Raw genomic sequence first — 26,556 nt, 5'->3', positions numbered from 1 at the left:
GTTTACACTTCACATGCTTCGTTACCTAACATGCGCAAAACTCGCTACACGGTGCTTGCCTCTCTTGCTTGTCGTGTCGGGACTAGAAATACTCTGTCTACTTCGCACCCGATAGCAGACGCCAGCTTCCCTGGCGTACATACAATGATTATAGTCACGAGTCGTTGAGATTTGGAAGAAATTTCATTTTCTATTTCACAATACAAAAATCACTGTAGGATTGATTCTTAAAATGGTGTAAAATCCTACCCTTATGGCTACCATTCATCCACGTGTTTATCTAGATTATAATAGCACCTCGCCCCTTTTGCCTGGGGTGGCAGAAATGATGAGCCCTTATCTTGACAGTGGTTATGGCAATCCTTCCAGTGTGCATGGGGAAGGGCGTCATGCGAAGCAGGCGGTGGAAAATGCCCGAAATCAGGTTGCCCAGTGGCTTGGGGTTCGACGAGATAAGATTATTTTTACGAGCGGAGGTTCGGAGGCTATTAATACGGCCATTAAGGGAATTGCATTTTCTCGTAAGAGCCATGGAACACATTTGATTACAACAGCTGTAGAACACGCGGCTGTTTTAGAAACGTGCCGTTATTTGGAGCGTGAGTTTGGTTTTACTTTAACCCTTTTACCTGTAGATTCTACAGGTTTGATTTCACTTGAAGATATTAAGAAGGCAGTGACGCGCGAGACTTCTTTAATTTCCTTGATTCACGCGCAAAATGAAATTGGAACAGTGGAGCCTGTGGAAGAAGTGATTACTTTTGCTCACGAGAGAGGGATTGTTGTTCATCTGGATGGGGTACAGGCTGCGGGGAAAATCCCATTGAATCTGGGGGCCTTAGGGGCGGATCTTTATTCCATCTCGGGGCATAAGGTGGGTGGACCTAAAGGGGTCGGGGTCCTTTATGTAAGAGATGATTTAAAAATTCATCCGCTGATTCATGGGGCTCATCATGAACGGGACATGAGGGCCGGAACTGAGAATGTTTCAGGGATTGTGGGTTTTGGAAAGGCCGCAGAAATGGTTTCTCACAAGAATTCGAGTGAATTTCTTAAAGGTGCAGCTCTCAAACAGAAGTTATATGAAGGGATTCAAAGTCGTGTAGAGAATTGTTTTTTGAATGGATCTCTAAGAGGTCTACCTAATACGCTTAATCTTTCATTTGATGGAGTGGACGGTCTGGCGCTCCTTTTGAATTTAGATTTAGAAGGGATTTCAGTTTCTAGTGGATCAGCCTGTTTATCAGGAGGGATTGAACCTTCAGCTATCTTGATGGCCCTTGGGTTATCGAAGGAGCGGGCCCAGAGTGCGATTCGATTTTCATTAGGGTGGGGGAGTACGGAAGAGGAAATCAATTTTACAATTGAGAAAGTTGCTGAGGTTGTAGGAAGGTTAAGGGAATCAAATATCAAAGATCAAATGTCAAAATGACAAATCAAAAATCAAAATTTTTCACAGGACTCAACATAGATACATTTTAGACTTTAATCTGTCATTTTGATTTTTGATATTTGAATTTTTAATTTAAGCGAAGGGTTTTGAAATATGTCTTCTAAAAGAGTTGTCGTCGGCATGAGCGGTGGAGTGGATTCCAGTGTGGCTGCCCTTCTATTAAAAGAACAAGGGTATGAGGTGATTGGGATCACCCTTAAAGTCTGGCTCGGGGATTGTTCCCAGGCGGGTGAGCATGCCTGCTGCGGGCCTCGGGCGGTGGAGGATGGCCGGTCTGTCGCCTATCAATTGGGTATTCCTTTTTATGTGATTGATCATAAGGAGGCTTTTCAGGAAAATGTCATTGATTATTTTTGCAATGAATATCGAGAGGGAAGAACACCCAATCCTTGTGTGGTGTGTAATCGAAAATTAAAATTTGGAAGTATGCTTGAATTTGCTGAAAAATTAGGCGCTTGGAAATTAGCGACAGGGCATTATGCGAATGTAGAAGAAAAAAACGGAGAATATATTTTGCGTAAGGGAAAAGATTTAAGAAAAGATCAATCCTATTTTCTTTATACCCTCACTCAGGAAAAACTTTCGAAGCTCTGTTTTCCTTTAGGAAATATGACAAAATCTAAAAGTCGAGAATTAGCCAAAAAAGCAGGGCTTAAGATTTTTGATAAATCCGATAGCCAGGAAATTTGTTTTGTTCCGGATGGAAGATATGTCAATTTTTTGAAAAAGGCTGTTCCAGATCAGTTTGAAAAAGGGGTGATGAAGGATATTTCTGGAAATGTCATTGGAACGCATGAAGGGGTTCAAAATTTTACAATTGGCCAGCGAAAGGGCCTCGGTATTGCTTTTGGACGTCCGGCGTATGTCGTCGCTTTAGAAGGAAAAACCAATACGGTGATTGTTGGAGAGGAAAGTGATCTTTATTCTTCAGAGTTTTTTACAGAAGATACACACTGGATTTCGAATCGAAAATCGATAGATTCTGTGGAGTGCACCGTAAAAATTCGCAGCATGCATGAAGGGGCCAAAGCCCGTCTCTCTTTTTTAGAGGGGAAGCGAGCCCGTGTTCAATTGATTGAGCCTGAAAAAGCAGTAACGCCTGGCCAGGCGGCTGTTTTTTATGACGGGGATCAAGTGTTGGGGGGAGGATTTATTCAGTAAATCCAAAAAATCAAAATTCAAAAATCAAAATGACATATCAAAATCCAAAATATCCCCATTTTCAGTGGCATAGAAAAATTTTGAATTTTAGTTTGTCATTTTGCATTTTGATTTTCGAATTTTGGATTTAGAATGAAAGGTTGTAGAGTGTCTAAAGTCATCATTGTCATGCCCGCTTATCACGCCGAGAAAACGCTTAAAAAAACTTATCGGGATATTCCTAAAGGATGTTATTCAGAAGTTATTTTGGTGGATGATGCAAGTGGGGATAAGACCGTTGAGATTGCAAGAAATCTAGGGTTGACGGTGATCACTCATTCAAAAAATAGGGGCTATGGAGGAAATCAAAAGACGTGTTACCAGGAGGCGCTCAAGCGAGGAGCGGATGTGGTGGTGATGATTCATCCCGATGATCAATATGACAGCCGGTTGGTTCCCTATATCACAGGATTTCTTCAAACAGGTGTTTGTGATGTCGTTCTTGGAAACCGCATTCGAACACGTCGAGAGACATTGCGGGGAGGAATGCCCGTCTATAAGTATCTTGCCAATCGGTTTTTGACCCTTATTGCAAATCTTGTTTTGGGACAGAATATGGGGGATGGGCACAGTGGTTTACGGGCCTATACGCGGAAAGTCTTAGAAACTATTCCCTTTCAGAATAATGCGAATGATTATGCCTTTGATGCTCAATTTTTAGCGCAATGCGTCTTCTTTGGTTTTCGAATTGGAGATATTCCCGTTCCGGTGCGGTATATGAAAGAAGCCTCGTCCATTAATTTTAGAAAAAGTGTGCTCTATGGTTTTAAAACTTTATGGACGCTGATGCAATATGGGCTTCAAAAATTTAGGTTGTGCCGATTTAGAATATTTGAAAATTTCAGCAAAAAAATAACTCCCCCAGCCCCTCTTAAATAAGAGGGGAGCTCTCCCCTTACGACCGAGTCCGGGTACCCGCTTGCGGGTGGACGAGGAAGTGGTTGGAGTTGAGAGACGGAAACCATTAATGGGAGATGGAGGGGTTACAAAGGGGTATTTCATGAAGGCATTGATCACGGGGGGTGCGGGTTTTATCGGTTCTCATTTGGCAGAGGCTCTTCTTCGAGAGGGTCATCATGTTGATGTGATGGATGATCTATCGACGGGAAGTATTGAGAATATTCAACATCTTAAAACCCATAAAAATTTTCATTATGTGATTGATACCATTATGAACGATTCTCTTCTTCATGAGTGGATGGATCATTGTGATGTTGTGTATCACTTGGCGGCTGCGGTCGGCGTTCGCCTGATTGTAGAAAGTCCTGTTCGAACCATTGATACCAATATTCGGGGAACGGAAAAGGTTTTAGAGGCGGCTCATTTCATTCGTAGTACTCAAAGTTCTTCTAAAATTGAGTTTTTCTCTTACGAAGAAGCTTACGGTGAAGGATTTGAGGACATGCAAAGAAGAGTTCCAGATATTTCTAAGATTAAGAAACAAATTGGATTTCAGCCGACAACCTCCTTGGATGAAATGATTCAAAAAGTGATTGCGTATTTTCAAATGAAAGGGGCTTTGTGATACAATAGAAATGTGGAGGGAAATGAAAAAACACATTTCGATGGGTCAATATTTGCTCAAACGCCTCTACGAACTGGGTATTCGCCATATTTTTGGCATTCCAGGAGATTATATTCTTCGTTTTTATTCTCTCATCGAAAAAAGTAAAATCATTCCGGTCGTGACTACCAGAGAGGATTCTGCAGGCTTTGCAGCAGATGCTTATGCTCGGCTCAATGGACTTGGGGCCTTGTGTGTGACGTATTGCGTTGGAGGCCTTAATGTGGCGAACCCCATTGCGGGGGCCTATGCTGAAAAGTCTCCTGTGGTTGTGATCAGTGGAGCACCGGGGATGAAGGAGAGAGAAAAAAATCCCTTGCTTCATCATCGCGTGCGAGAGTTCACCACACAAAAAGATATTTTTGATCATTTAACCGTGGCCTCGACAGTTTTAAGTCATCCCCTGACCGCTTTTCAGGAGATTGATCGAGTGCTGGATACAGCGCTGCGCTACAAGCGGCCGGTTTATATTGAGCTTCCCCGCGACATGACGGATGTTGTGAGCCCTTATCATCATCAATCGTCAAGAGTTAAGGAGTTAAGTCGGCCAGAGGCCTTGAGAGAATCGCTTGATGAAGCGGTCAAAATGATTAATGGGAGCAAAAATCCTGTCATTCTGGCGGATGTGGAGGTTCATCGTTTTGGTCTTCAGAATGAACTGATTCGATTGGTTGAGAGAACCGGAATTCCAGTAGCCTCAACCGCCTTGGGAAAATCGGTGATCAGTGAAGTCCATCCTTTGTATCTTGGCGTTTATGAGGGGGCCATTGGTCGAGAAGAGGTTCGCTATGCGGTTGAGAGTTCTGACTGCTTAATCATGTTGGGAGCTTTTTTAACCGATATTAATCTTGGGATTTTTACAGCTCGCTTGGATCCTGCTCGATCGATATATGCAACGTCAGAGAAAATTCTTATTCGATATCATCGGTTTGAAGAGGTCACCTTTGATGATTTTATGAAAGGATTGGTCCGTGCCAAAATTCAAAAGAGGAAAACCCCAAGAATTAATGAAAAATTATCTGAAGAAATCAAATTTAAAGTTCGCCCGAATGAACTCGTCTGTCTCAAGCGATTGTTTCAATACCTAGATACTATTTTAGATGACAACATGGTCGTCATTGCCGATATTGGGGATTCCCTTTTTGGAGCGCTTGATTTAACCATTCATAAGAGGACAGAATTTTTGAGTCCGGCCTATTACACCTCCATGGGATTTGCTGTGCCAGCTGCTTTGGGGGCTCAATTGGCAAAGTCGCAACTCAGACCCATTGTGATTGTGGGGGATGGTGCTTTTCAGATGACAGGATTAGAGCTTTCAACCATGATTCGATTAAAGTTAAATCCCATTGTGTTGGTTTTAAACAATGAAGGATATGGGACTGAGCGTGTGATTGAACAGGCCAATCATTCATACAATGACATTGTGAATTGGAAATATCATGAAATCCCAAGAATTCTAGGGAGAGGAAAGGGGTTTGTGGTGAAAAAGGAAGGGGAACTGGTTAAGGCCCTTTCTCTTTCATTGGCTGAAAAAGAAAACTTTTCAATTCTCAATATTCAAATTGATCGTCAGGATCATTCCCCAGCGATGGAGCGCATTGGGAAAAAAATGTTTAAGAAGATATAATCCCCTTTTCAGCGATGATTAAAAACCCGTCATGAAAATACGGTCGGAGTCTTGCAAATAAAGATCGCCAGTAAAATCGTTTGAAGTCGTGGAGCCAGTAAATTTTTTGAACTTTAAAATGATGATTTTTGAGAAGAACTTGCAGGGTTTGGGGATCAAACCATGTGGTGTGTTCAGTGTTTACCTTGATCTGATGATGCTTGATGATTTTGAAAAATTGGGCGATGGAAAAGGGGTTGGGGGTTGTAAGGATGAGTTGGCCTTGATCCTGAAGATGGCGATGGATGGCGCTTAAAAATCTGCCGGGATTATTCAGGTGTTCAATGATTTCTCCTGCAATGGCGACATCAAATTTTTCATGAAGATCCAGTTCTTCGACATTCTGGCAGACGGTATTGAAGCCCATTTCTTTTAATTTTTGAACAGCTTCGGGGAGGGAGTCGACTCCTAAAACCTTTCTGGCGGATTGAATCAATTCCCGATGAAGCCATGTCCCCTTTAATTGCTTGAGATCATGGTCAACGCAGCCGAGGTCAAGCACTGATTTTTCTTGGATCAAGGGCCTGATCGCGTCCATTCTATTTTTCAGTACGGGATATTTCATGGGGACTCCATTGAATTTTTTGCTTTATATTTTAGATTGAAAGGGAAGAATTTGAACAATTCCCTTCAGAATTTCTTCACCATGATGAATTTCGATTTTCTTGTCTGATAGGGTTGTCGAAACTTTTAAAAAGGCTAAGGCGATGTTGGATTTCATGAGGAGAGAATAAGTCGAGCTGGTGATAAAGCCAATTTCGTCATCTCCACTAAAAACGGAGTCGCTTTTTTGAGGAAGAGAATTTTCGTGCAACAAGATTCCGCATAAATTTCGCTTGATTCCTCCTCTGTATTTAATTCGGGCGACTATTTCCTGTCCTGGATAACATCCCTTGGTCCAACTGATGGCTTTTTCTAAATTGGCTTCGTTGGGAATAATGCCTTCATCGAGTTCAGATCCGAAAAGGGGAATGCCCGATTCGATGCGGAGCATGTTATAAGCAGAAAGGCCAATGGGCTGTATTTTTTCTTGTAATTGAATTTCATCCCAGACCTTTTCCAGATTTTCAATCGGGATGATGAGATCAAAGCCCTCCCGGCTACAGCGTTCATGAGAGAAAAAAGATTGATGAAGGGAAAGTTTCTGAACAATTTCATTTGACCGAGGCCCTTGAATCGAAAGGATGCCAAATAGATCACTTGCATTTTTAAGTTCCACCTCTTCTGTGATCATAAATTTTGAAAGATGTTCGACAACTTTGGTAAGATTCGCTTCATCAAGTTCTAAGAGATGTTGATCCTTCAAAGCAAAAACATGAAGGTCAGAAATAATTTTGCCTTTGGGTGTTAGGAGGGTAGCATAACACGAGGATCCCATGGCGAGGTTTTTAATGTCGTTGGAGAGCATGCTATGGAGAAAGCTCATGCGATCTTTCCCTGTGACAAGAATTTTTCCGCGGTAGGAAAAATCTAAAATTCCTGTTTGGGTCCGTACCGCTTCCCATTCTGAGAGTAATGAGCCAAAATCACAGGGAAGATCCCATCCTTGGTGTTCTTGAAAATGGGCTCCGATTGTTTTAAATTTTGGATAAAGGACAGGGCGTTTCATATTGAGTATCATATTTTCCATAACCCCTCCATCCCACCACCTCTCGTTGGCCCTTCGGGCCGGTCCGCTGAAGACAGACCTACCTCCTATCGTACGAGAGGTGGTGGGACCAACTCCTCCGACGTAACGTCAGAGGAGGGCACCCTCAATTAACATCCCCTCTTTCTTTTAAAGAGGGGCGTGGGGAGTTATTTTTTTATTTTGGTTATTTTACTAGAAACTTCAAACTTTACACTTTAAACTTTGAACTTTAAACTAGGTTTTTATGCTCACTCATGCTCTAAGTATTTTCTTTATGAAATTATCTGTGGGAGTTCTTCCATGGCTCTCGATGGTTCGATTTCAGGATATCGGAAAAAGTTTTTTTTGTCTTTTACTTTTTCTATCTTTATTTCTGGGATCCCTTGGATTTGTTTTGGGAGGAACCCTTGTCCATGGATGGTTTTTTGTTAGTTTTATTTTTTTAGGGCTCGTTTTTTATCTTTTTATAGGACGCTCAGAATGGGAGAGAATCCCGATCTTTTTTTTAATTCTTTTTATCTGGGGAAGTCTGGCCCTCATTTTCATGGAAGATGGAAAAATAGGTAGCGCTTTTTTTTCCCAATTTCTGAATGAATGGATGAGTTCTTTATTAATGGGTTCTGCTTTATTCTCTATGATTTTAGGACACTGGTATCTCATTCGACCTCGTCTTTCGTTCCATTATTTAATTCGAGCGTGCCTTATTTTTTTAACCTTGACCATTTTTAGAATGATGGAGGTGGTTGGGATGTTGTTTTTAAGAAAAACAGGAAGTTGGATGGATCTTCTCAATGGTGCAGGAGATATTTTTTTTCTAACTCGGTTTCTTTGGGGAGGGGTTCTTCCCATTTTCTTTCTTGTTTTTGCCTATCGCTGTTCTAAGATTCATTCGAATCGTTCAACGACAGGAATTCTTTATTTTACAACGGCTTCGATATTCATGGGAGAATTGATGGCAGGTTATTTATCAGAGGTCAGTGGTTTATTATTCTAAGAGCTAAGGAGCGATGATGGACTTAATTTACGATTGTAAGAATGATGTGGGTGAAGGTGAATTGTGTTCGAAGCGAAATAAGGTGAGTCATTTTGAGTCTCTTCAAACGACTGTCTGTAGAAAATGTCATCAGGGGAAGAAGCTTTTCGTAAGTGAAGGTCTCAAAAAAGAAAAATTTCTTGAAGAATGTCCGCTGTGCCAAAAGAAGGATTTTTATGTTCAAAGGGATTTTCCCCAAGAGGCAGGTTGTTTGATTGTTCTTGTGGGTGCTTGTTTTGTTCCCTGGACCTATGGTTTAAGTTTAGCGGTGGTAGCCATTTTTGATTTTATTCTTTATCGGATTCTTCCGAATATTACGATTTGCTATCATTGCCTTTCAAAAATTCGAGGGACTAAGCCCAATCCTAAGCACAAGCCATTCGATCATCATTTATTCGAATATTTTTTGAAGGAAGAGGAAAATAAACAGAGGTTTATTTCCAAAGAACTCAAACCTCAGAAGCCTTTAGACACAAAAACATCTTAACTTTTTCGGCAGCTTGTTGCGAGAAAGTCTTTGTGGATAAAGCGGATTTTGTAAGATCTATCTTTTGATTGTCGAGCGAGAATTTTTTAAGAGCTGTTGCTACTTTTGAGATTTGGGCAGGTCTCGCTTGAGTCCTTTGTGTGATCTTTTTAATAAAGGAAAGAAAGTGGGCGAGATTGCCCTTTAAAAATTCTAGTTCGATTTCCTGAAGAGGGATTTTTTGATCTCGATGAATCAAGAGGGCCTGGTCAAAACAGATTTCTCCCTGGGTTTGATCAGGAAGTGTTAATTTTTGAGAGAGGCGTTCGTTCTTGATTTCAAATTTTTTCTTAAGATGAGATGACCCTAATAAGTTTTTAAGAATTTTTTGTTGAGTGTATTGTAGGGCATTTGAAAAAGAGGAAGGAGAGGGAAGGGAATAGGTTTTTTCTCTTCTTTGAGCTAATCCCTGTTCAAGCTGTGTTCGGGCTTTAAGGGTTAATTCCCATATTTCATTTTCGTTTCGAAGGCGGCAAGAAGTTTTTGCCAGTGAGAACATGTGGTTTGAGGTATCTAAATAGTAGTCATGAATATCAAGAAGACGCGGTGTTCCTAAAATAGCTTTTAGTTTTTGAACTTCATTTAAAAAAATCTTGTAATCTTTAGTTGATTGAACAGACCATTTGAATTCAATTTCTTGGGTGTCTTTTAACTTTTGAGTCAATGTTTCATTTTTCTTCACCCTTGTATCGTATCAAATGAATGATCCATTTTGGAAAGGAAATGACGATGAAGGAAAATAGTCTACAGTCCACAGTCGACAGCTTTAAAGGAATCATTTGTTTCCATAGACTGTGGACCGTGGACCATGGACTAATCTTCATCGTTAAATCGAGGTAACTGATGTCTAAAGAAAGTATTTTAATTGTTGAAGATGATCCACATATTTCTCAGTTGGTTCGTTATAATTTGGAAAAAGCGGGTTATGAATGTTATGGGGCATCGACGGGTGAGGAAGCTTTAAAGATCTTAAAAACAAGAGTTGCCAGCCTCATTATTTTAGATGTGATGCTTCCCCAAATGGATGGTTTTGAGGTATGTCGTTCGATCAAGAGAGATCCCAAATTGCAGCGTATTGCGATTATTATGCTTACAGCAAAAGGAGAGGAAGTGGATCGAGTGGTAGGTTTAGAGTTAGGGGCCGATGACTACATGGTGAAACCTTTTAGCCCTAGGGAATTAATTTTGAGGATTAAGGCAATTTTAAGAAGATTACAATTTGGAGGTGAAGAAATTAAAAAAGATGTTCTCAAGGCGGGAGAACTCATGATTGATATTTCAAAACATCGTGTGACGATTCAGGAAAAAGAAGTAGAATTGACGCCTATGGAATTTAAGCTTTTATCACTTCTGGTAGAAAGGCGAGGACGTGTTCAGACAAGGGAGAGGCTGTTGTCAGATGTCTGGGACATTCATGCCGAAATAGATACAAGGACGGTCGATACGCATATCAAACGTTTGAGAGAAAAGATGGGAAAGATGGAACACTCTATTGAGACGGTTAGAGGGATGGGATATCGGTTTAAAGAATAGACGACAGACGACAGACAACAGATAACAGACGACGGACGATGGACGACGGACGACGGACGACAAACTAGGGACTAATAACGGGAAAGCTGGCGAACCGCGCAACTGGTAAACTGACAAACTGGCTCATGGGTTCATTGGCGAACTGAGTATGAATGTGATCATACAAATCTTTTTTTCGATTGTTCTAGCCCTCATCACATTTTTTTGGTTGAGAGACGCTCGTCGTATTCAAAAATTGCATTCGTTACTCGATAGGGCCGAGATGGGTTTAGAGAAAAAGAGAGAGTTGCAAAGTATTGAACAAGCAAAGTTAGATGCTGTTTTGTCGAGTATGTTTGAGGGAATTTTGCTCACGGATGATCGGGGGCAAATTCTTCTCATGAATCCTTCTTTAAGAAAAAGTTTTTTCATTCATTTTCCTCCAGAGGGTAAAAGACCGATTGAGGTCATTCGTAATGTCACGATTCAAAATATGGTGGATCAGGCTCTCCAAACACCCGGGAAATTGATTTCAGAAGAAATTTCTCTTACGCTGCCGGAGGAAAAATTTTTAAGAGTTAACGCTGTTTCTATTGTAAGAGAAAATTCGGTCGAAGGGGCCATTTTAATTTTTCATGATATTACCGAGTTAAGGCGTTTAGAAAAAGTGCGTCAAGATTTTGTGGCCAATGTTTCCCATGAATTGCGTACGCCCGTTTGCAGCATCAAGGGGTATGCAGAAACCCTCTTGGATGGAGCTTTGGAGGATTCTAATAGCTCCAGAAAATTTGTCGATATTATTTATCGAGACAGTACACGTCTGGAGACTTTGATTAATGATCTTCTTGATCTGGCCCGGATTGAATCCGGTAAAATGAAAATGGTTCTTTTACCCATTCATGTATCAGACGTGATTGAGAAAACGATGGCGATTATTGAAAATCAGGCGAAGATAAAATCAATAGAAATGATAGTTAAGACTCAGTCCTCCTTACCCAAAATTCTTGCTGATGAAACCCGGCTTTCTCAGGTGATGCTTAATCTGCTCGATAATGCGATAAAATATACACCGAAATCGGGGGTGATCCATGTCGAGGCGGCTCGCCAAGATTCCTTTGTTCAAGTGGATGTTTCAGATACAGGGATTGGAATTTCCTCAAAAGATTTATCAAGAGTTTTTGAGAGATTTTACCGTGCGGATAAGGCCCGTTCAAAAGAATTAGGAGGGACGGGACTTGGGCTTTCAATTGTGAAACATATTGTTCAAGCCCATGGAGGAGAAGTCTGGGCTCGCTCTCAAATGGGGCAAGGCTCGATCTTTAGTTTTAGGATTCCTTGTGAATAAGAAATCACTCTTCTGACAACACGCTTCTTTTCGATCCCATAGGATACTTCAGGCAGCGTACTTGAGAATTTCCAACTCTGCAGACTCACTCACTTGGCTGAGTAGTTTTTCTACATGTTTCATAACTGAATCATCGAGAACATATTCGCCACAGTTTAGGCATTGGGTGACGGGTAATTTTTTTAGAATGACAATGGTTTTTTTACTGGTTTTGAAAGGTAAATCGGTTACGCTAGATTTCAGTAGATCACCACAAATTCGGCATTTCATGGGCTCTTCCTCCTTTTCAGATTCTCATCCCACTCTTGGCGAATAGGGTGATATGAGGTAACAACCCGAACATTGTCGTCTTTAACATCAACAGCGAACAAAATATGCATGATATGTTCCTTAGAACGTGCATAAACAAGATAGCTGGGCAAATATTTATTTTTTGGATACGATTCTATGATCTCGTAACTTTCTGCAGATTTTATAATCACATCTCGCAAAATCATACGTTCTTTTAAACGCATATTCACGTGGTATGTCCATTTTATTTTTCCTTCACGAACGCATCTACAAATAAAATTAAGAGTATCGTTCTCTAGCATAAACTTAGGGTTACAAAATTCATTCAGCAACCCCATTATAGCCGAAAAGAGGAATATAAAAAATGAATTTCTATTTTAGTTCACAGAAAATTCACGTAATCTTCAAACCCCTGTCATAAAACTAGTCTATCCTTCTCTTGAATGAAAATCATACTCGTGGGTATTCGATATGCCAGAGTAGGGATTATTAAAAAATAAAAAAAGGAGAATGAGAATGAAGAAGCAACTCATAAAAAAAATATTTGTTGGCCTGGCTGTATTTATTTTGGCCAGGTCAGCAAGTGCAACACTGAATAGTGATGGTGATTTTCAATACTGGAGTACGGAGGCAGTGGAAGGAAAAATCAATGATCAGTGGAAGGTCTACGTAGAGGAAGAATTCCGATTTGGGGATGATGCGAGCAAATTTTACTATCATCATACCCAGTTGGAGCCTGGCTATAAGGTCAATGATTGGTTAGAAATTGCACCGGCTTATCGACAGGTTTGGGAGTTAGATACTAAACTGGCTAAAAAGGATCACTGGTTTGAGGAAGAACGGCCCATGTTTAACGTAACAGTAAAACATAAATGGAATGGCTGGGAGATCAGTGACAGGAATCGATTTGAGTATCGATTCTTTGAAATCAAAGAGGATCGATTCAGATACCGCAATAAGATTACCCTCAAGAGCCCTTGGAAATGGACTTCGTGGAATATTAATCCATTCATTGCTGATGAAATATTTGTTGAGGAGGGAGTTACTGGTACCCCGTGTGGATACAATAGAAATCGGCTTTATGGAGGAGTTGGTTTCCAAATCATTTCTCACTTGAAAGGTGAGTTATTCTATCTTTGGCAGTCTAAAGATAGTGTGAAGGATAATTGGATTGATTTTAACGTGATTGGAACAAAACTGAAATTTGAGTTCTAAACACCACCGCACCCCGAAGTTCTCACCCCCTTCAACAGATTCGGGGTGCGGAGGTTAATCAATAAGAGAAGGTGCAGATGAAAATTATCAAATTTGTCACGAAATATTCACAGAATTGTCACAAATAAAAAATACAATAAAATTTAAGGAGATTCAGTTATGAAAAAAATAGGGGCGTTTTTAATGAGTTTATTGATAGCAGGTTCTACAATCGAAGCGGCTCAAAATAGGATTCAAATCAAAGGCTCTGACACCATGGTTAATTTGGCACAGGCTTGGGCAGAGGCTTTTATGGCGGCTCATCCAGATGTAGCGCTTGCCGTGACCGGGGGAGGATCGGGTACCGGGATTGCCTCACTTATTAACGGGACATGTGATTTAGCAGAATCTTCTCGCTCAATGAAAGCAGAAGAAATCGAGCAAGCCAAAAAGAAGGGTCGAGATCCAAAGGAATTCGTCGTAGCCCTTGACGCCTTGACTGTGGTTGTTCATCCGAGCAACCCTGTTCGTCAACTCACCATCGAGCAGCTCTCTGATATTTTTACAGGCAAGATTACGAACTGGAAGAGTATGGGGGGGCCGGATCATCCCATTGTTGCATTATCTAGAGAAAGAAATTCAGGAACCCATGTTTATTTTTTAGAGAATGTGGTTCGTAAAGGAAATGAAAAGGGTCCAGAGGAATATGATCCTGGAATTCTCATGATGCCTTCTTCTCAAGCCATTGCGGAAGAAGTGAGCAAAAATCCAGATGCGATTGGTTACTTTGGTTTAGGCTATTTAACTTCTCAGGAAAAAGCGATTGCTGTTGCCAAGACTCCTGCAGGGCCTTTTATTGAACCTACACTTGAAACGGCTTCAAAAGGGATTTATCCCATTGCAAGGTCGTTATTCTTTTATACCCCTGGGGAGCCTAAGGGCAATGTTAAAGCGTTTATTGATTTTGCCTTAAGTCCGCAAGGTCAAAAGATTGTTCAGGAAATGGATTTTGTTCCTTTGAAATAGTTACAATGAAAAGCTCACAACTCACAACTCACAACTCACGACTAAAGCTTAGCGAGTTTATCATTGAGAAACTCATCTTATGGAGTGGCATTGCCTCTATTATTTTTGTTATTCTTATTTTTGTTTTTTTGCTTAAGGAAGGGGCGTCTCTTTTTAGGACAGAATCGACGATCCATTTTATCTCTGGAAAATTTTGGTATCCTATATCCACTCCTCCTCGCTTCGGAATTCTTGCCCTCCTGATGGGATCTTTGTGGGTGACGCTGGGAGCTGTTTTGATTTCTGTTCCTCTGGGATTGGGATCTGCCATTTTTATTGGAGAAATTCTTCCTCGGGGATTGAGGGATTATTTTAAATCAGGAGTAGAACTTTTAGCGGCCATTCCCAGTGTGGTTTTAGGCTTTGTGGGCCTCGTTACTTTGGTGCCTTTTGTAAAATATCTTTTTAATTTGCGAAGCGGCCTTACGGTCTTATCAGGTTCTATTATGCTGGCTTTCATGGCCATGCCCACCATTGTAAGCATTATTGAAGATGCATTGAACGCGGTTCCAAAAAATTATCGTGAAGGTTCACTGGCTTTGGGTGCAACTCGATGGCAGACGATTTATCGTGTCGTTATTCCTGCAGCCTCTCCAGGAATTTTAGCGGGAGTAATGTTGGGGGTCGGAAGAGTCATTGGTGAAACCATGGCTGTGATGATGCTTACAGGAAACGCGGCCATTTTACCCAAAAGTTTTTTTGATCCTGCACGAACGATGACGGCTACCATTGCGGCTGAGATGGGAGAAGCTGTTCAGGGAAGTTCTCATTATTCGGCTCTCTTTGCAATTGGAATTGTACTTTTTTTGATCACCTTTTTAGTCAACTTGGTTGCGGATTTCTTTTTGCATAGGAGAAAACTTTAGTCGTGCGTGGCCTAAAATCTAAACATACTCAAAGAATTGCTTTCACGCTTCTTGCTTTGTCCACGATGTTAGTCATTACTCCTGTTCTCATTATTCTGGGAGTCATTGTGAGTCGAGGAATTCACGCGATCAGTTGGGAATTTTTAACGTCAATGCCTCGTATGGGAATGAAGGCAGGAGGGATTTTTCCTGCCATTGTGGGCACTTTTTATCTGATCAGTTTGACGATGGTTTTTGCAATGCCCATTGGAATCTTGGCTGCGGTGTATCTTGTAGAGTACGCAAAGGACAGTCGATTGAGGCGGTTTGTTGAAGTGGCTATTGTTAACCTCGCAGGGGTTCCCTCCATTGTTTTTGGACTTTTTGGTTTAGGTCTTTTTGTCATGTTTCTAAAGTTGGGGGTATCTCTTCTTGCAGGGGCTCTAACCTTGGCGATTATGACGCTTCCTGTCATTATTACATCGACCAAAGAGGCTCTATCGACCGTTCCAAATTCTTTTCGTGAGGTGAGTCTTTCCCTTGGAGCAACTCATTGGCAGACCATTCGTTATGCAGTTCTTCCGAATGCCTTGCCTGGCATTTTAACAGGAACGGTTTTGGGACTTTCCAGGGCCGCAGGGGAAACGGCCCCGATTCTTTTTACGGTGGCTGCTTTTTATTTACCTCGCTTGCCTCATTCCCTCTTTGATCAAGTTATGGTATTGCCCTATCATCTTTATGTTCTTTCTACTCAGGTTCCAAATGTGAAACCTGAAATTAAATATGGAACAGCTTTGGTGCTGGTAAGTTTGGTATTGTTTCTGAATCTTTTTGCGATGATTATTCGGGCAAGATTTAGAAGAAAAAAGCAGTGGTGATTTTCGGAGTTCAAAGTTTAAAGGCTATCTGGAGATTATAAAATTTTCATTTCTTAAACTTTTAAACGATTTAGGGAAATGAATAGCAGGTACGGATGTGAAAAATAATAATATTAAAATAAAAGTGGATCGCCTAAATATTCACTATGGAACTATTCATGCTTTAAAGGGTGTTTCATTGGATATTTACCAAAATGAAATTTTAGGGGCGATTGGGCCTGCAAATAGTGGAAAGACATCTTTTTTGAGGATGTTGAATCGTTTAAATGATATTCATCCGAAATTTCGGTTTGAAGGGCATGTTTTTTTAGATCAGATAGAAATTTATAAAATGGATTCAGCCCTTTTACGCAAGAGGATTGGGATGGTTTTTGCCTTGCCCTTACCACTACCTCTTTCCATTTTTGATAATGTGGCGTATGGACCTCGAATGCATGGAATCAGAAATAAGGTAGAGCTTTCTAAAATTGTCGAGAAAAGTTTAAAGGCGGCCTTTCTTTGGGATGAAGTGAAAGACCGTCTGAATGAATCTGGGTTTAAACTTTCAGGAGGTCAGCAGCAACGTCTTTGCATTGCAAGAACATTGGCGGTCGAGCCTGAGGTTATTTTATTTGATGAACCGTGTTCAGGGTTAGATCCCATTTCTACTGGAAAAATCGAAGAGGCGATGGTAGAGCTAAAGAAAAAATATACCCTTGTTCTTGTAACCAATAATACAAAACAGGCTGCTCGGGTGAGCGATCGAGTTGCTTTTTTTCTGATGGGTTCCCTTGTCGAAATCGGGCCTACAGATCAACTTTTTACGAATCCCTCAGATGCTCGAACCGGTGAATACATCACAGGAAGATTTGGTTAAAAATGATGGAACCTAAAATTTTAGTTCAGGATTTAAATTTGTACTATGGCTCTTTTCATGCGTTGAAAAATATTTGTATGGAAATACAGCCTTGCCGCATTACAGCTATTATTGGACCTTCGGGTTGTGGCAAGTCGACGCTCCTTCGAACTTTTAACCGTATGAATGACTTAATTGAAGGGGTTCGGATGGAGGGGAAGATTCAAATTGATCAGCAGAATATTTTCGAAGAAAATTTTGATTTATTGTCGCTTCGAAAAAAAGTTGGAATGGTTTTTCAAAGGCCAAATCCTTTTCCCATTTCGGTGTTTGAAAATGTAGCCTATGGGCCCCGAATTCATGGTTTGGGTAAGAGGATTCATTTAAGTGAAGTTGTTGAAGGATGTTTGTCTGCTGTAGAGCTTTGGGATGTTTTAAAAGATCGATTACAACATTCAGCGCTTTCTTTATCCGGAGAAGAACAGCAACGTCTTTGTATTGCAAGACTTTTAGCCGTGGAACCGGAAGTTCTATTGATGGATGAACCTTGTTCTGCATTGGATCCCATCGCAACTGGGAAAATAGAAGAATTAATGTTCCAGTTAAGAGATCAATATGCCATTGTTATTGTGACGCATAACATGCAGCAAGCGGCTCGGGTATCCGATGACACGGGTTTTATGCTTTTGGGGGAATTGGTAGAATTTGGCAAGACCGATCAAATTTTTACAAGTCCAACTGATTCCAGAACGAATGATTATGTGGCAGGAAAATTTGGATGAGAACAGTCGTGAGTCGTGAGGGATGAGTCCTGAGTAAAAAATAAATTCCTCTAAAACTCACAACCCACGACTCACGACTAAAAAGGAGATTATTATGGAACGACATTTTGATGAAGAGTTAAAAAAACTGAGTCAGGAACTTTTAAAAATGGGAGGGCTAGTGGAGGAGGCTGTGAGTCGATCGATTAAAGCCCTGGTCGAACGAGATCAGGCTTTATCCGAAGAGGTCATTCGCTCGGATGATGCGATTAATATGCTTGATATTGAAATAGATGATTTTTGCTTGAGACTTTTGGCCCGTCATCAACCCGCAGGATCGGATCTTCGTTTTATTACCATGATTCTTAAAATTGTAAATGATTTGGAGCGCATGGGCGATTTGGCTGTTAACATTGCTGAACGGACTTTAGATCTCTTAAAGAAGCCGCTTCTTAAACCTTTGATTGATATTCCTCGTATGGCAACATTAGCCCAGAAGATGTTGAAAGATAGTTTGGATGCTTTTGTGAATCGAGATGCTAGTCTTGCAAGATCGGTTTGTCAGAGGGATGATGAAGTGGATGATTTGAATGATCAGATATTTCGAGAGCTTTTGACCTATATGCTTCAGGATTCTACAGCGATTGAAAGAGCGGTCGATCTTATTCTGATTGGCCGGCATTTAGAGAGGGTAGCGGATCATGCGACCAATATTGGTGAAGATGTTATTTATTTGGTTCAGGGTAAAACCATTAAGCATCATTTGGAAGAAAGGAAAGTTGGGAAAGATTAATGCCAACCTATTCTCATTCTCGTTTAAGTGCTTTTGAAACATGCCCCCTTCAGTATAAATACCGCTATATTGATCATATTAAACGTGACCGTGAGACCATCGAAGCCTTTTTAGGAAAGCGTGTTCATGAGACATTAGAAAAACTCTATCGCGATCTAAAAGTAACCAAGATGAATAGTTTGGGTGATCTTCTGACCTTTTATACCGGTGCATGGCGAAAAAATTGGACTGAAAATGTTGAAATGATTAGGAAAAATTATACTGAAGAAAATTATCGTAAGTTAGGGGAAAAATGTATTCGGGATTATTACCGAAAATTTTATCCCTTTGATCAAACTCGGACTTTAGGGCTTGAATCCCAGATTTTCATCACCTTGGATGATCGAGGGGAATATAAACTCATGGGCTATATTGATCGACTCGCTCAAGCCTCGGATGGGGCCTTTGAAATTCATGATTATAAAACAGGGCAGAGTCTTCCCACCCAAGAAAAAATCGATCAAGATCGTCAGTTGGCCCTTTATCAAATAGGTATTCAGCAACAGTGGCCTGATGTAAAAGAGATTCGTCTGGTCTGGCATTATCTTGCTTTTGATCAGCATTTAATCTCTCAAAGGACAGGAGCCAATCTAGATCAAATTCGACATGAGACGATTAAGGTCATTCAAGAGATTGAATCGACAAGGGATTTTCCCCCCAGAGAAAATCCTATTTGTCCCTGGTGCGAATTTATTGATATATGTCCTTTAATGAAGCATTTTCAAAAAGTCGAAGCCCTTCCCGTTCATGAGTATTTAAATGAGCCAGGGGTCAATCTGGTGAATCGTTATGCAGAGATTTCAATTAAAAAAAATCAGTTAGTAAAACAATTAGACGAAGAGTTGGAGAAGTTGAAAGAAGCTTTAATTGCCTATGCTGAAAAAGAGGGGGTTGAAGTCGTTCATGGGGGAGATCATAAATTGCGTATTAAGGCGAAAGAAAATTACAAATTTCCTTTAAAAGATGATCCTCGCCGAGGTCAACTTGAAGAAATTGTTAAAAAATCAGGAGAATGGACGCAGGTTTCGGATTTGAATTTACATACCTTGTCCGAGGCGGTTCAATCGAATCGCTTGCCTCCCGATCTTAAAGAAAAAATTCTTAAATTTTCTGAACTAGAAAAATCCTACCGATTTTACCTTTCAAAGGGGGGGGACGTTTAAGTATTTCAGATTTAATCATCCGCACTCCATTTTTCGCTGGGAAATTTTACAATATCGCCTTTGATGATGATTGTACCTTTTTGGGTTATTTCGAAAGCCTCTTTCAGAAATTTTATTACCCTTTTTTCATATTCTTCCGGATAGAGTTCATAGGTTTGAATGTGATCAGCTTCTGGGACCTGCCAAAATTGAATTTTTGGGTTTGCCTTTTTAAGAAGAAGGGAATGGGAGTGAGGAATTTGACTGTCTTCGTCTCCATGAATTAGAAGAATAGGAGTGGAGGTGTTTGAGACCGATTTTAACGGAGAAATTTGAGAAAAGTTTATTTTCAAAACGCTTCGAGCAAGTTTTTTTAAAATAGCTTTAAAGGGCTGTTTCAGGAAGAAGAGATTTTGAAACATCTCGTCCAGGAGTATGTCGAGAGAAGCGAATGGGCAATCAGCTACAACGGCTTTAATTCGTTCATCTGAGACACTGAGCAAAGCAACAGAGGCCCCCAAAGAAAATCCCAAAATTCCAATTTTTTGAATTCCTTTCCTTTCTAAAAAATCCAATGCAGCTTGAACATCTTTTGTTTCATGATAGCCAAGAGTAGTCATCCTTCCTTCGCTTTCCCCCATGGCCCTAAAGTCAAAAAGGAGGAGATTATATTCTGAGTGAAGAAATTTTGCGATGGGAAGCACATTTCCCTTATCAAAGGGATAGCCGTGACAGACGATAATAGCCGCGTTGGAATGGGGCTGTGGGATGATCCCCCCACCTTTCGTTGGCCCTGCGGGCCAGTCCGCCGAAGGCGGACCTGCATTTGGCAGTACGAAAGGTGGGGGGATGAACCATCCTTTAAGGGTCAGACCATCGGAAGTTTTAAGAGCAATATTTTCCCATTTGAGGCCATAGTTGGAAGGTTGAATGGGTGTGATAAAACGAGGGGGTTTGAGGGATCGGTAAAAATAGAGAAGGGCGTAAACGAAGATGAGAATGCCCAAACCTGACAAGGTCAGAATAATATTTTTAGCGAGTATCATTTAATAAGTATGGCAAAAACGGATCATTTTTCATACTCTATAAAATGGCTTTTTTCATGTTTTCCTTACTAGAGTGCATAACAAACAGGGATTTTTTATGGGTCACATTTTGCTTCAGGGCGTCAGACAGCATAATCTTAAAAATATTGATGTCCAGATCCCTTTAAATCAGATCACGGTGATTACCGGGGTGAGCGGATCAGGGAAATCCAGTCTTGCGTTTGATACCCTTTATGCAGAGGGTCAGAGGCGGTATGTGGAGAGTTTCTCCGCCTATGCCCGTCAATTTCTTGATCGAATGGATAAGCCGGATTTGGATCGGATTGAGGGGATTTTACCTGCCATTGCGATTGATCAGACTGAACGCGTTCGGGGTTCTCGTTCAACTGTGGGAACCATGACGGAGATTACGGATTTTGTCAAATTAACCTTTGCCAAGCTTGGAGAACTTTATTGTCGAAATTGTGGAAGAAGAGTCTTAATTGATAGCCCAGAGTCCATTGCCCACCACCTTTTTGAAATTCTATCAGGAAAATGGATTCTCATCAGCTTTCCAGTGAGACTTTCTTCCAAATTAAAGGCAAGCGAGCTCTTGGACGGTTTTTTAAAAATGGGATTTCGAAAAGCTGTTTTAATGGGAGAAGTTGTTTCAATTGATGAAAATTTGCTAGAGAAGTTCCGCGGAGAAACATTAGATGTTTTTGTCGATCGTATTGAACTCAAAGAATCGAATCAGGACCGTCTCATGGATTCGCTTGAACAGGCTTATCAATTTGGCAAAGGGAAACTGGCTATAAGTCTGCTCGAGGCTCGAAGCTCGAAGCTCGAGGCAGAAGCAAAAACAAAAACTGAAGAAGTATTTGCCTCGAGCCTTCAGCCTCGAGCCTCGAGCTTTTTTAAATTCAGTCAACACTATCACTGTCCTGACTGCGATATTTATTATCCGGATTTAACCCCCCATTTTTTTTCTTTCAATCATCCCATAGGGGCTTGTGAGACCTGCCGAGGTTTTGGACGCATGATTGATATTGATCTTGATCTTGTGATTCCACTCAAGCGTAAGAGTTTAAAAGAAGGGGCAATTCGCCCTTGGCAAACTCAAGGGTATAGTGAGGCTCAAGATGAACTTTTGGCTTATGCTCGTCAGAAAGGAATTTCGATTGATACCCCTTTTGAAGAATTACCTGAGTGGGCAAAGCAGTGGGTGATTAAGGGGGAAGGGGACTGGTATGGCATACATGGATTTTTTAAGTGGCTTGAAACAAGGTCTTACAAAATGCATATCCGCGTTCTCCTTTCTAAATATCGAAGTTATGGGGTGTGTCCAGATTGTAAAGGGACACGATTTAAATCAGATGTGCTTTGGGTCAAGGTCGGAGGTAAAAATATTGCTGAAATTTATAAAATGAATATTGAAGAGGCGTTTTCATTTTTTAGTTCTCTACAATTTGGGGGTTCCCAGGAGAAAATTGCCCATCTTTTACTTCAAGAAATTCGTTCCCGACTCGGATATTTGAAGGATGTTGGTTTGGGATATTTAACGCTTGATAGGCAGGCCAAGACGCTTTCTGGAGGAGAGGTCGAACGCGTTAATCTTACAACGGCCATTGGAACCAATCTTGTCAACACCCTGTTTATTCTGGATGAACCCAGCATTGGCCTTCATGCCAGGGACAATGCGCGGTTGATTCAAATTTTGCATCGATTGAAAAAAAATCAAAATACGATTGTCCTGGTTGAACATGATCCAGAGATTATTCTCCATTCTGATTATTGCATTGATTTGGGCCCCGCTGCTGGAGAGGAAGGAGGCAAGGTTATTTTTTCTGGAAATTTGAACGCACTCATGGATCATCCGACCTCGCTTACAGGCCGCTATTTAAGTCATCGTTCTCAAATTTCAATTCCTCAAAATCGACGTGAATTTTTAAGAGGACATTGGATTCATGTTAAAAAGGCCTCACAGAACAATCTTAAAAATATGGATGTGTCTATTCCTTTGAATATGATGGTTTGTATCACTGGAGTTTCTGGATCAGGGAAAAGTACCTTGGTCGAAGAAATTCTTTACCGAGGGCTTAAAAAAATAAAAGGCGAATTTGTAGGGGCTCCGGGGACACATCAATCCATTTTAGGTTATCAAAAAATTCAAGATGTTATTTTGGTGGATCAAAATCCTATTGGAAAAACACCTCGATCCAATCCCGCGACTTACACGAAAATTTTTGATGAGGTTCGCCATTTATTTAGTCAGGTGTCTATGGCTCGGGTGCGTCGCTATTCTCCCAGTATCTTTTCTTTTAATGTGGAAGGGGGAAGGTGTGATCGTTGTCAGGGGGATGGTTTTGAAAAAATAGAAATGCAATTTCTTTCGGATGTTTACGTCAAATGCCCAGAATGTTTTGGAAATCGTTTTCGTAAAGAGATTTTACAGGTACGCTATCAGGATAAAAATATTGCTGAGGTTTTAAATTTAACCATTACACAAGCCCTTTATTTCTTTAAGGATAAAGCTAAAATCACTCGCCCTTTGATGATTTTGCAAGACATTGGTTTGGGATATTTACGTTTGGGGCAACCTCTGAATACGTTATCAGGCGGGGAATCTCAAAGATTGAAGCTGGCTTATTTTATGGGGGTTTTGCGACGGGAAAATTGTCTTTTTCTTTTTGATGAACCCACCACAGGTCTTCATCCCGAAGATATCCGAAAGCTTTTAATTGCTTTTGAAAATTTGATTGAAAATGGGAATTCCGTTTTGATTATTGAACATAATTTAGATGTGATTAAGTGTGCAGATTATTGTATCGACTTGGGGCCCGAAGGAGGGGATTTGGGAGGAAATATTGTTTTTCAAGGAACCCCAGAAGAAATGGTGAAGTGTGAGGCTTCGCATACGGGAAGGTTTTTGAAAAAAGAGTTAGAAGAAAAAAACTGGCTCGAGGCTCGAGGCTCGAAGCTCGAGGTAAAAGCAAAAACTGAAGAAGTATTTGCCTCGAGCCTCCAGCCTCGAGCCTCGAGCAAGTCAGAAGTATTTACCTCGAGCCTTGAGCCTCGAGCTTCGAGCCCGTCTCAGAGCCTCGAGCTTCGAGCCTCGAGCGAAGTATCAGCCTCGAGCAAGGTAAATTCCATCCGTGTCGTCGGTGCTCGTGAGCATAATCTTAAAAATATTGATGTGACGATTCCTCGTGATCAACTCGTTGTGATTACGGGTCTTTCAGGGTCGGGGAAGTCTACCTTGGCTTACGATATTATCTTTGCAGAAGGTCAACGTCGTTATATTGAAAGCCTTTCCTCTTATGCCCGGCAATTCATGACTCAAGTTTCAAGGCCTGATATTGACTGGATTGAGGGGATTCCCCCAACGGTGATGATTGAGCAGAGGTTGACCCAGGGAGGAAAGCGATCGACCGTGGCCACGGTCACAGAAATCTACCATTATTTGAGACTGCTTTATTCTAAGATTGGAGAGCAGCATTGTCATCAGTGCTCTCAGAAAATCAGTTCTCAAACAGTGAACCAAATCTATGATTATATCCTGGAAAGATATCGAGGAGAAAAGATTCGTTTTCTTTCTCCGATGATTCTGGGAAAGAAGGGATATCACAAAGAGATATTTGAGAAACTTAAAAAGAATGGTCTTTCAAAAGCGAGGGTCGATGGACGGATGAGACTTGTAGATCCTGTTCCAACTTTAAAACGTTTTGTAGAACATCAGATTGATGCAGTTCTTGCTGAAATTAAAATTGATTTAAAAGAATCCTATGCGCTTAAAAGAATGATTGAAGAGGCATTGAGTTTTGGAAAGAATTCCTTTTTTGTAAGTTTAGCGGGTAAACCAGATCAGCTTTTTAGTTTGAATCTGTATTGTCCGCGGTGCGAGATCAGTTTTGAGGAATTAGATCCGCGTATTTTTTCTTACAACAGTAAACAGGGAGCCTGTTCAACTTGCCATGGCTTGGGTGTGGAAGGGCATTCTGTAAAAGGGGAAGAAGAATCGTTAGAGGATGAAAAAGAAGATTCGGAAGGGAAAATTTGTCCTGATTGTAAAGGGGCACGTTTAAAACCTTCTTCTCTGGCTGTTTATGTAAATGGGAAATCGATTGCACAGATGACATCGATGTCTTGTCAGAATGCCTTGATTTATTTTAGAAAAATAAAGTTGAACGAGCGACAAACGCAAATTGCAAAAAACATGATGAAGGAATTAGTCCGAAGGCTTGAATTTTTAAATCATGTCGGGCTAGATTACTTGAGTCTGGATCGTGGAGTTCAGAGTCTATCAGGAGGAGAATCTCAGCGGGTTCGCTTGGCAGCCCAGTTAGGATCAGATTTACAGGGTGTTTGCTATATTTTAGATGAACCGACCATTGGGCTTCATGTGAGAGATCACCAAAGACTTTTAGAGACTTTGCATGATTTAAGATGTCGTGGCAATAGTGTCATTGTGGTAGAACATGATGAACAGACTATTTTAGAGGCGGATCATGTGATTGATCTTGGGCCGGGCGCTGGTAAAAATGGAGGACGGGTTATTGCCCAGGGAGATCCCATGAAGATCATGGAAACTTCTGAATCGCTAACAGGGCATTTTCTTAATGAGCTTTCTCAACCCAAACCCTTTCAGTCTCGCTCAATCAAAGGGGCTTCATTTTTGGAAATTCATGGGGCTCGGGAACACAATTTAAAGAATGTAAATGTTAAAATTCCTTTAGGGCGACTCGTTTGTGTGACAGGAGTTTCAGGGTCCGGAAAGAGTACGCTTGTCCGAGATATTCTCTATCGGGCTTTGAGAAAAATTAAATATGAAGATGCTACTCCTATAGGGAAATATGAAGAAATTTTGGGGCACGAAGGGATTGAGCGTGTGATTGAGGTGGATCAAACGCCTATTGGCAAAACACCTCGATCGATTCCCGCAACTTATGCCGGATTCTATCCGGAGATTAGAGAGCTTTATGAAAGAATGCCAGAGGCCAAGGTCCGCGGATATTCGGCAAAACGATTCACCTTCAATTTGGAAGGAGGAAGATGTGAAAAATGTAAGGGACAGGGGCGACTTAAAATTGAGATGAATTTTTTGCCCGAAGTTTATGTGAGTTGTGATGATTGTCATGGAGCTCGTTTTAATCAGGAAACATTGGAGGTTTTATTTAAAGGTAAGAATATTGCTGAAGTTCTTGCGATGACAGTCGAGGAAGCAGTTCAATTTTTTGAATCCATTCCTAAAATTTATAAACCGTTGAAACTATTAAATGAACTGGGTTTGGGTTATATTGAACTTGGGCAACCCAGTCCCACCTTATCCGGGGGAGAGGCCCAGAGAATTAAGCTGGCCTATGAACTGATTAAAAGAAATCGAGGAAAAACACTTTATGTTTTAGATGAACCGACCACAGGACTTCATTTTGCAGATATTGAAAGATTAATGAAAATTTTGCAAAAATTAGTTGATTTAGGAAATACGGTCGTTTTAATTGAGCATAATCTGGATGTGATTCGTCAGGTGGACATGATTATTGATTTGGGTCCAGAAGGGGGTGAGCGGGGAGGTTTTGTTGTTGCAGAAGGTTCGCCTCAAGAGATCATTCAACAGGCTAAGATTTCTTATACAGCAAAATATTTGAAACAGTTTTTAGAAGGGAATCTATTCAAAAAAATCAAAAATCAAATATCAAAAATCAAAATTGAGGAGTTTGTTGAATAAAATAGTATTGAAAATTGAAAACTGATGAAAA

General features: G+C 40.8%; 24 protein-coding genes. 18 read left to right on the top strand and 6 right to left on the bottom strand.

Translation table 11 applies throughout. The features are described from left to right. The first annotated feature begins 253 nt into the window (after nt 1-253). The 5 genes from HYS07_09685 to HYS07_09665 all read left to right on the top strand — a co-directional run bounded on the left by HYS07_09685 (nt 254) and on the right by HYS07_09665 (nt 5,844). Complete coding sequence (locus tag HYS07_09685) at nt 254-1,432, top strand: cysteine desulfurase (GenBank protein MBI1871450.1); 1,179 nt, start codon at nt 254-256, stop codon at nt 1,430-1,432. Between the two features lie 114 nt (nt 1,433-1,546). After that, the gene (mnmA, locus tag HYS07_09680; protein ID MBI1871449.1) at nt 1,547-2,614 is read left to right on the top strand and encodes a tRNA 2-thiouridine(34) synthase MnmA; all 1,068 of its coding nucleotides are present in this window, start codon (nt 1,547-1,549) and stop codon (nt 2,612-2,614) included. A gap of 168 nt (nt 2,615-2,782) precedes the next feature. Further along, a complete protein-coding gene (locus HYS07_09675) occupies nt 2,783-3,532 on the top strand; it encodes a glycosyltransferase family 2 protein (GenBank protein MBI1871448.1) in 750 nt (249 codons plus the stop codon). Between the two features lie 121 nt (nt 3,533-3,653). Beyond that, nucleotides 3,654-4,178 (top strand): GDP-mannose 4,6-dehydratase, encoded by a 525-nt coding sequence (locus HYS07_09670; protein ID MBI1871447.1) that lies wholly within the window; start codon nt 3,654-3,656, stop codon nt 4,176-4,178. Nucleotides 4,179-4,200: 22 nt separating this feature from the next. Beyond that, nucleotides 4,201-5,844, top strand: coding sequence for an alpha-keto acid decarboxylase family protein (locus tag HYS07_09665; protein ID MBI1871446.1), 1,644 nt, complete (start codon nt 4,201-4,203; stop codon nt 5,842-5,844). On the opposite strand, the gene HYS07_09660 is transcribed toward HYS07_09665, so the two are convergent. Both HYS07_09660 and HYS07_09655 read right to left on the bottom strand, forming a co-directional pair. Further along, on the bottom strand, nt 5,831-6,448 hold the full coding sequence (locus tag HYS07_09660; GenBank protein MBI1871445.1) for a class I SAM-dependent methyltransferase: 618 nt from the start codon (nt 6,446-6,448) through the stop codon (nt 5,831-5,833). The genes HYS07_09665 and HYS07_09660 overlap by 14 nt on opposite strands. A gap of 24 nt (nt 6,449-6,472) precedes the next feature. Then, nucleotides 6,473-7,513, bottom strand: coding sequence for a hypothetical protein (locus tag HYS07_09655; protein MBI1871444.1), 1,041 nt, complete (start codon nt 7,511-7,513; stop codon nt 6,473-6,475). Between the two features lie 274 nt (nt 7,514-7,787). On the opposite strand from HYS07_09655, the gene HYS07_09650 reads away from it, so the two are divergent. Both HYS07_09650 and HYS07_09645 read left to right on the top strand, forming a co-directional pair. After that, nucleotides 7,788-8,507, top strand: a complete 720-nt coding sequence (locus tag HYS07_09650) for a hypothetical protein (protein MBI1871443.1) — start codon at nt 7,788-7,790, stop codon at nt 8,505-8,507. Nucleotides 8,508-8,520: 13 nt separating this feature from the next. After that, nucleotides 8,521-9,033: a hypothetical protein gene (locus HYS07_09645; protein ID MBI1871442.1), complete on the top strand. Its 513-nt coding sequence runs from the start codon at nt 8,521-8,523 to the stop codon at nt 9,031-9,033. Here HYS07_09645 and HYS07_09640 read toward each other — a convergent pair. Continuing rightward, complete coding sequence (locus tag HYS07_09640) at nt 8,996-9,754, bottom strand: CYTH domain-containing protein (protein ID MBI1871441.1); 759 nt, start codon at nt 9,752-9,754, stop codon at nt 8,996-8,998. The genes HYS07_09645 and HYS07_09640 overlap by 38 nt on opposite strands. A 161-nt stretch (nt 9,755-9,915) precedes the next feature. Between HYS07_09640 and HYS07_09635 the strand changes: the two genes are divergently transcribed. Further along, nucleotides 9,916-10,605: a response regulator transcription factor gene (locus HYS07_09635; GenBank protein MBI1871440.1), complete on the top strand. Its 690-nt coding sequence runs from the start codon at nt 9,916-9,918 to the stop codon at nt 10,603-10,605. A 148-nt stretch (nt 10,606-10,753) separates the two neighbouring features. Continuing rightward, nucleotides 10,754-11,929 carry a GHKL domain-containing protein gene (locus HYS07_09630; protein MBI1871439.1) on the top strand — a complete coding sequence of 392 codons (1,176 nt, stop codon included), beginning with the start codon at nt 10,754-10,756 and terminating at the stop codon, nt 11,927-11,929. Nucleotides 11,930-11,977: 48 nt separating this feature from the next. Here the strand turns inward: HYS07_09630 and HYS07_09625 are convergent, their stop codons facing one another. Further along, a complete protein-coding gene (locus HYS07_09625; GenBank protein MBI1871438.1) occupies nt 11,978-12,199 on the bottom strand; it encodes a type II toxin-antitoxin system MqsA family antitoxin in 222 nt (73 codons plus the stop codon). After that, complete coding sequence (locus tag HYS07_09620) at nt 12,196-12,444, bottom strand: DUF4258 domain-containing protein (GenBank protein ID MBI1871437.1); 249 nt, start codon at nt 12,442-12,444, stop codon at nt 12,196-12,198. The genes HYS07_09625 and HYS07_09620 overlap by 4 nt, the downstream gene beginning before the upstream one ends. Nucleotides 12,445-12,736: 292 nt before the next feature. Here HYS07_09620 and HYS07_09615 point away from each other — a divergent pair, with 292 nt between their 5' ends. The 8 genes from HYS07_09615 to HYS07_09580 all read left to right on the top strand — a co-directional run bounded on the left by HYS07_09615 (nt 12,737) and on the right by HYS07_09580 (nt 19,793). Then, a complete protein-coding gene (locus tag HYS07_09615; protein ID MBI1871436.1) occupies nt 12,737-13,435 on the top strand; it encodes a DUF2490 domain-containing protein in 699 nt (232 codons plus the stop codon). A 159-nt stretch (nt 13,436-13,594) separates the two neighbouring features. After that, complete coding sequence (locus HYS07_09610; protein MBI1871435.1) at nt 13,595-14,440, top strand: phosphate ABC transporter substrate-binding protein; 846 nt, start codon at nt 13,595-13,597, stop codon at nt 14,438-14,440. Nucleotides 14,441-14,445: 5 nt separating this feature from the next. Further along, nucleotides 14,446-15,345 carry a phosphate ABC transporter permease subunit PstC gene (pstC, locus tag HYS07_09605; GenBank protein MBI1871434.1) on the top strand — a complete coding sequence of 300 codons (900 nt, stop codon included), beginning with the start codon at nt 14,446-14,448 and terminating at the stop codon, nt 15,343-15,345. 65 nt (nt 15,346-15,410) lie between these two features. Continuing rightward, nucleotides 15,411-16,202: a phosphate ABC transporter permease PstA gene (gene pstA / locus HYS07_09600; protein ID MBI1871433.1), complete on the top strand. Its 792-nt coding sequence runs from the start codon at nt 15,411-15,413 to the stop codon at nt 16,200-16,202. A 97-nt stretch (nt 16,203-16,299) separates the two neighbouring features. Continuing rightward, entirely contained in the window at nt 16,300-17,058 is a 759-nt protein-coding gene (gene pstB / locus HYS07_09595) for a phosphate ABC transporter ATP-binding protein (GenBank protein MBI1871432.1), read from the top strand. A 2-nt stretch (nt 17,059-17,060) separates the two neighbouring features. Beyond that, on the top strand, nt 17,061-17,819 hold the full coding sequence (gene pstB / locus HYS07_09590; protein ID MBI1871431.1) for a phosphate ABC transporter ATP-binding protein: 759 nt from the start codon (nt 17,061-17,063) through the stop codon (nt 17,817-17,819). A gap of 94 nt (nt 17,820-17,913) precedes the next feature. After that, on the top strand, nt 17,914-18,591 hold the full coding sequence (gene phoU / locus HYS07_09585) for a phosphate signaling complex protein PhoU (GenBank protein ID MBI1871430.1): 678 nt from the start codon (nt 17,914-17,916) through the stop codon (nt 18,589-18,591). After that, on the top strand, nt 18,591-19,793 hold the full coding sequence (locus HYS07_09580) for a PD-(D/E)XK nuclease family protein (GenBank protein ID MBI1871429.1): 1,203 nt from the start codon (nt 18,591-18,593) through the stop codon (nt 19,791-19,793). Before phoU ends, HYS07_09580 begins: the two co-directional genes overlap by 1 nt. 11 nt (nt 19,794-19,804) lie before the next feature. Here HYS07_09580 and HYS07_09575 read toward each other — a convergent pair whose 3' ends face one another. Next, nucleotides 19,805-20,818, bottom strand: a complete 1,014-nt coding sequence (locus HYS07_09575) for an alpha/beta fold hydrolase (protein MBI1871428.1) — start codon at nt 20,816-20,818, stop codon at nt 19,805-19,807. A gap of 97 nt (nt 20,819-20,915) precedes the next feature. Here HYS07_09575 and uvrA point away from each other — a divergent pair, with 97 nt between their 5' ends. Further along, nucleotides 20,916-26,525, top strand: coding sequence for an excinuclease ABC subunit UvrA (gene uvrA / locus HYS07_09570; GenBank protein ID MBI1871427.1), 5,610 nt, complete (start codon nt 20,916-20,918; stop codon nt 26,523-26,525). The last annotated feature ends 31 nt before the right edge of the window (nt 26,526-26,556 follow it).

Source organism: Chlamydiota bacterium, assembly GCA_016178055.1.
Taxonomy (GTDB): domain Bacteria; phylum Auribacterota; class JACPWU01; order JACPWU01; family JACPWU01; genus JACOUC01.
The sequence above is the reverse complement of the archived record's forward strand: the minus strand, read 5'-3'. Positions and strand labels throughout refer to the sequence as shown.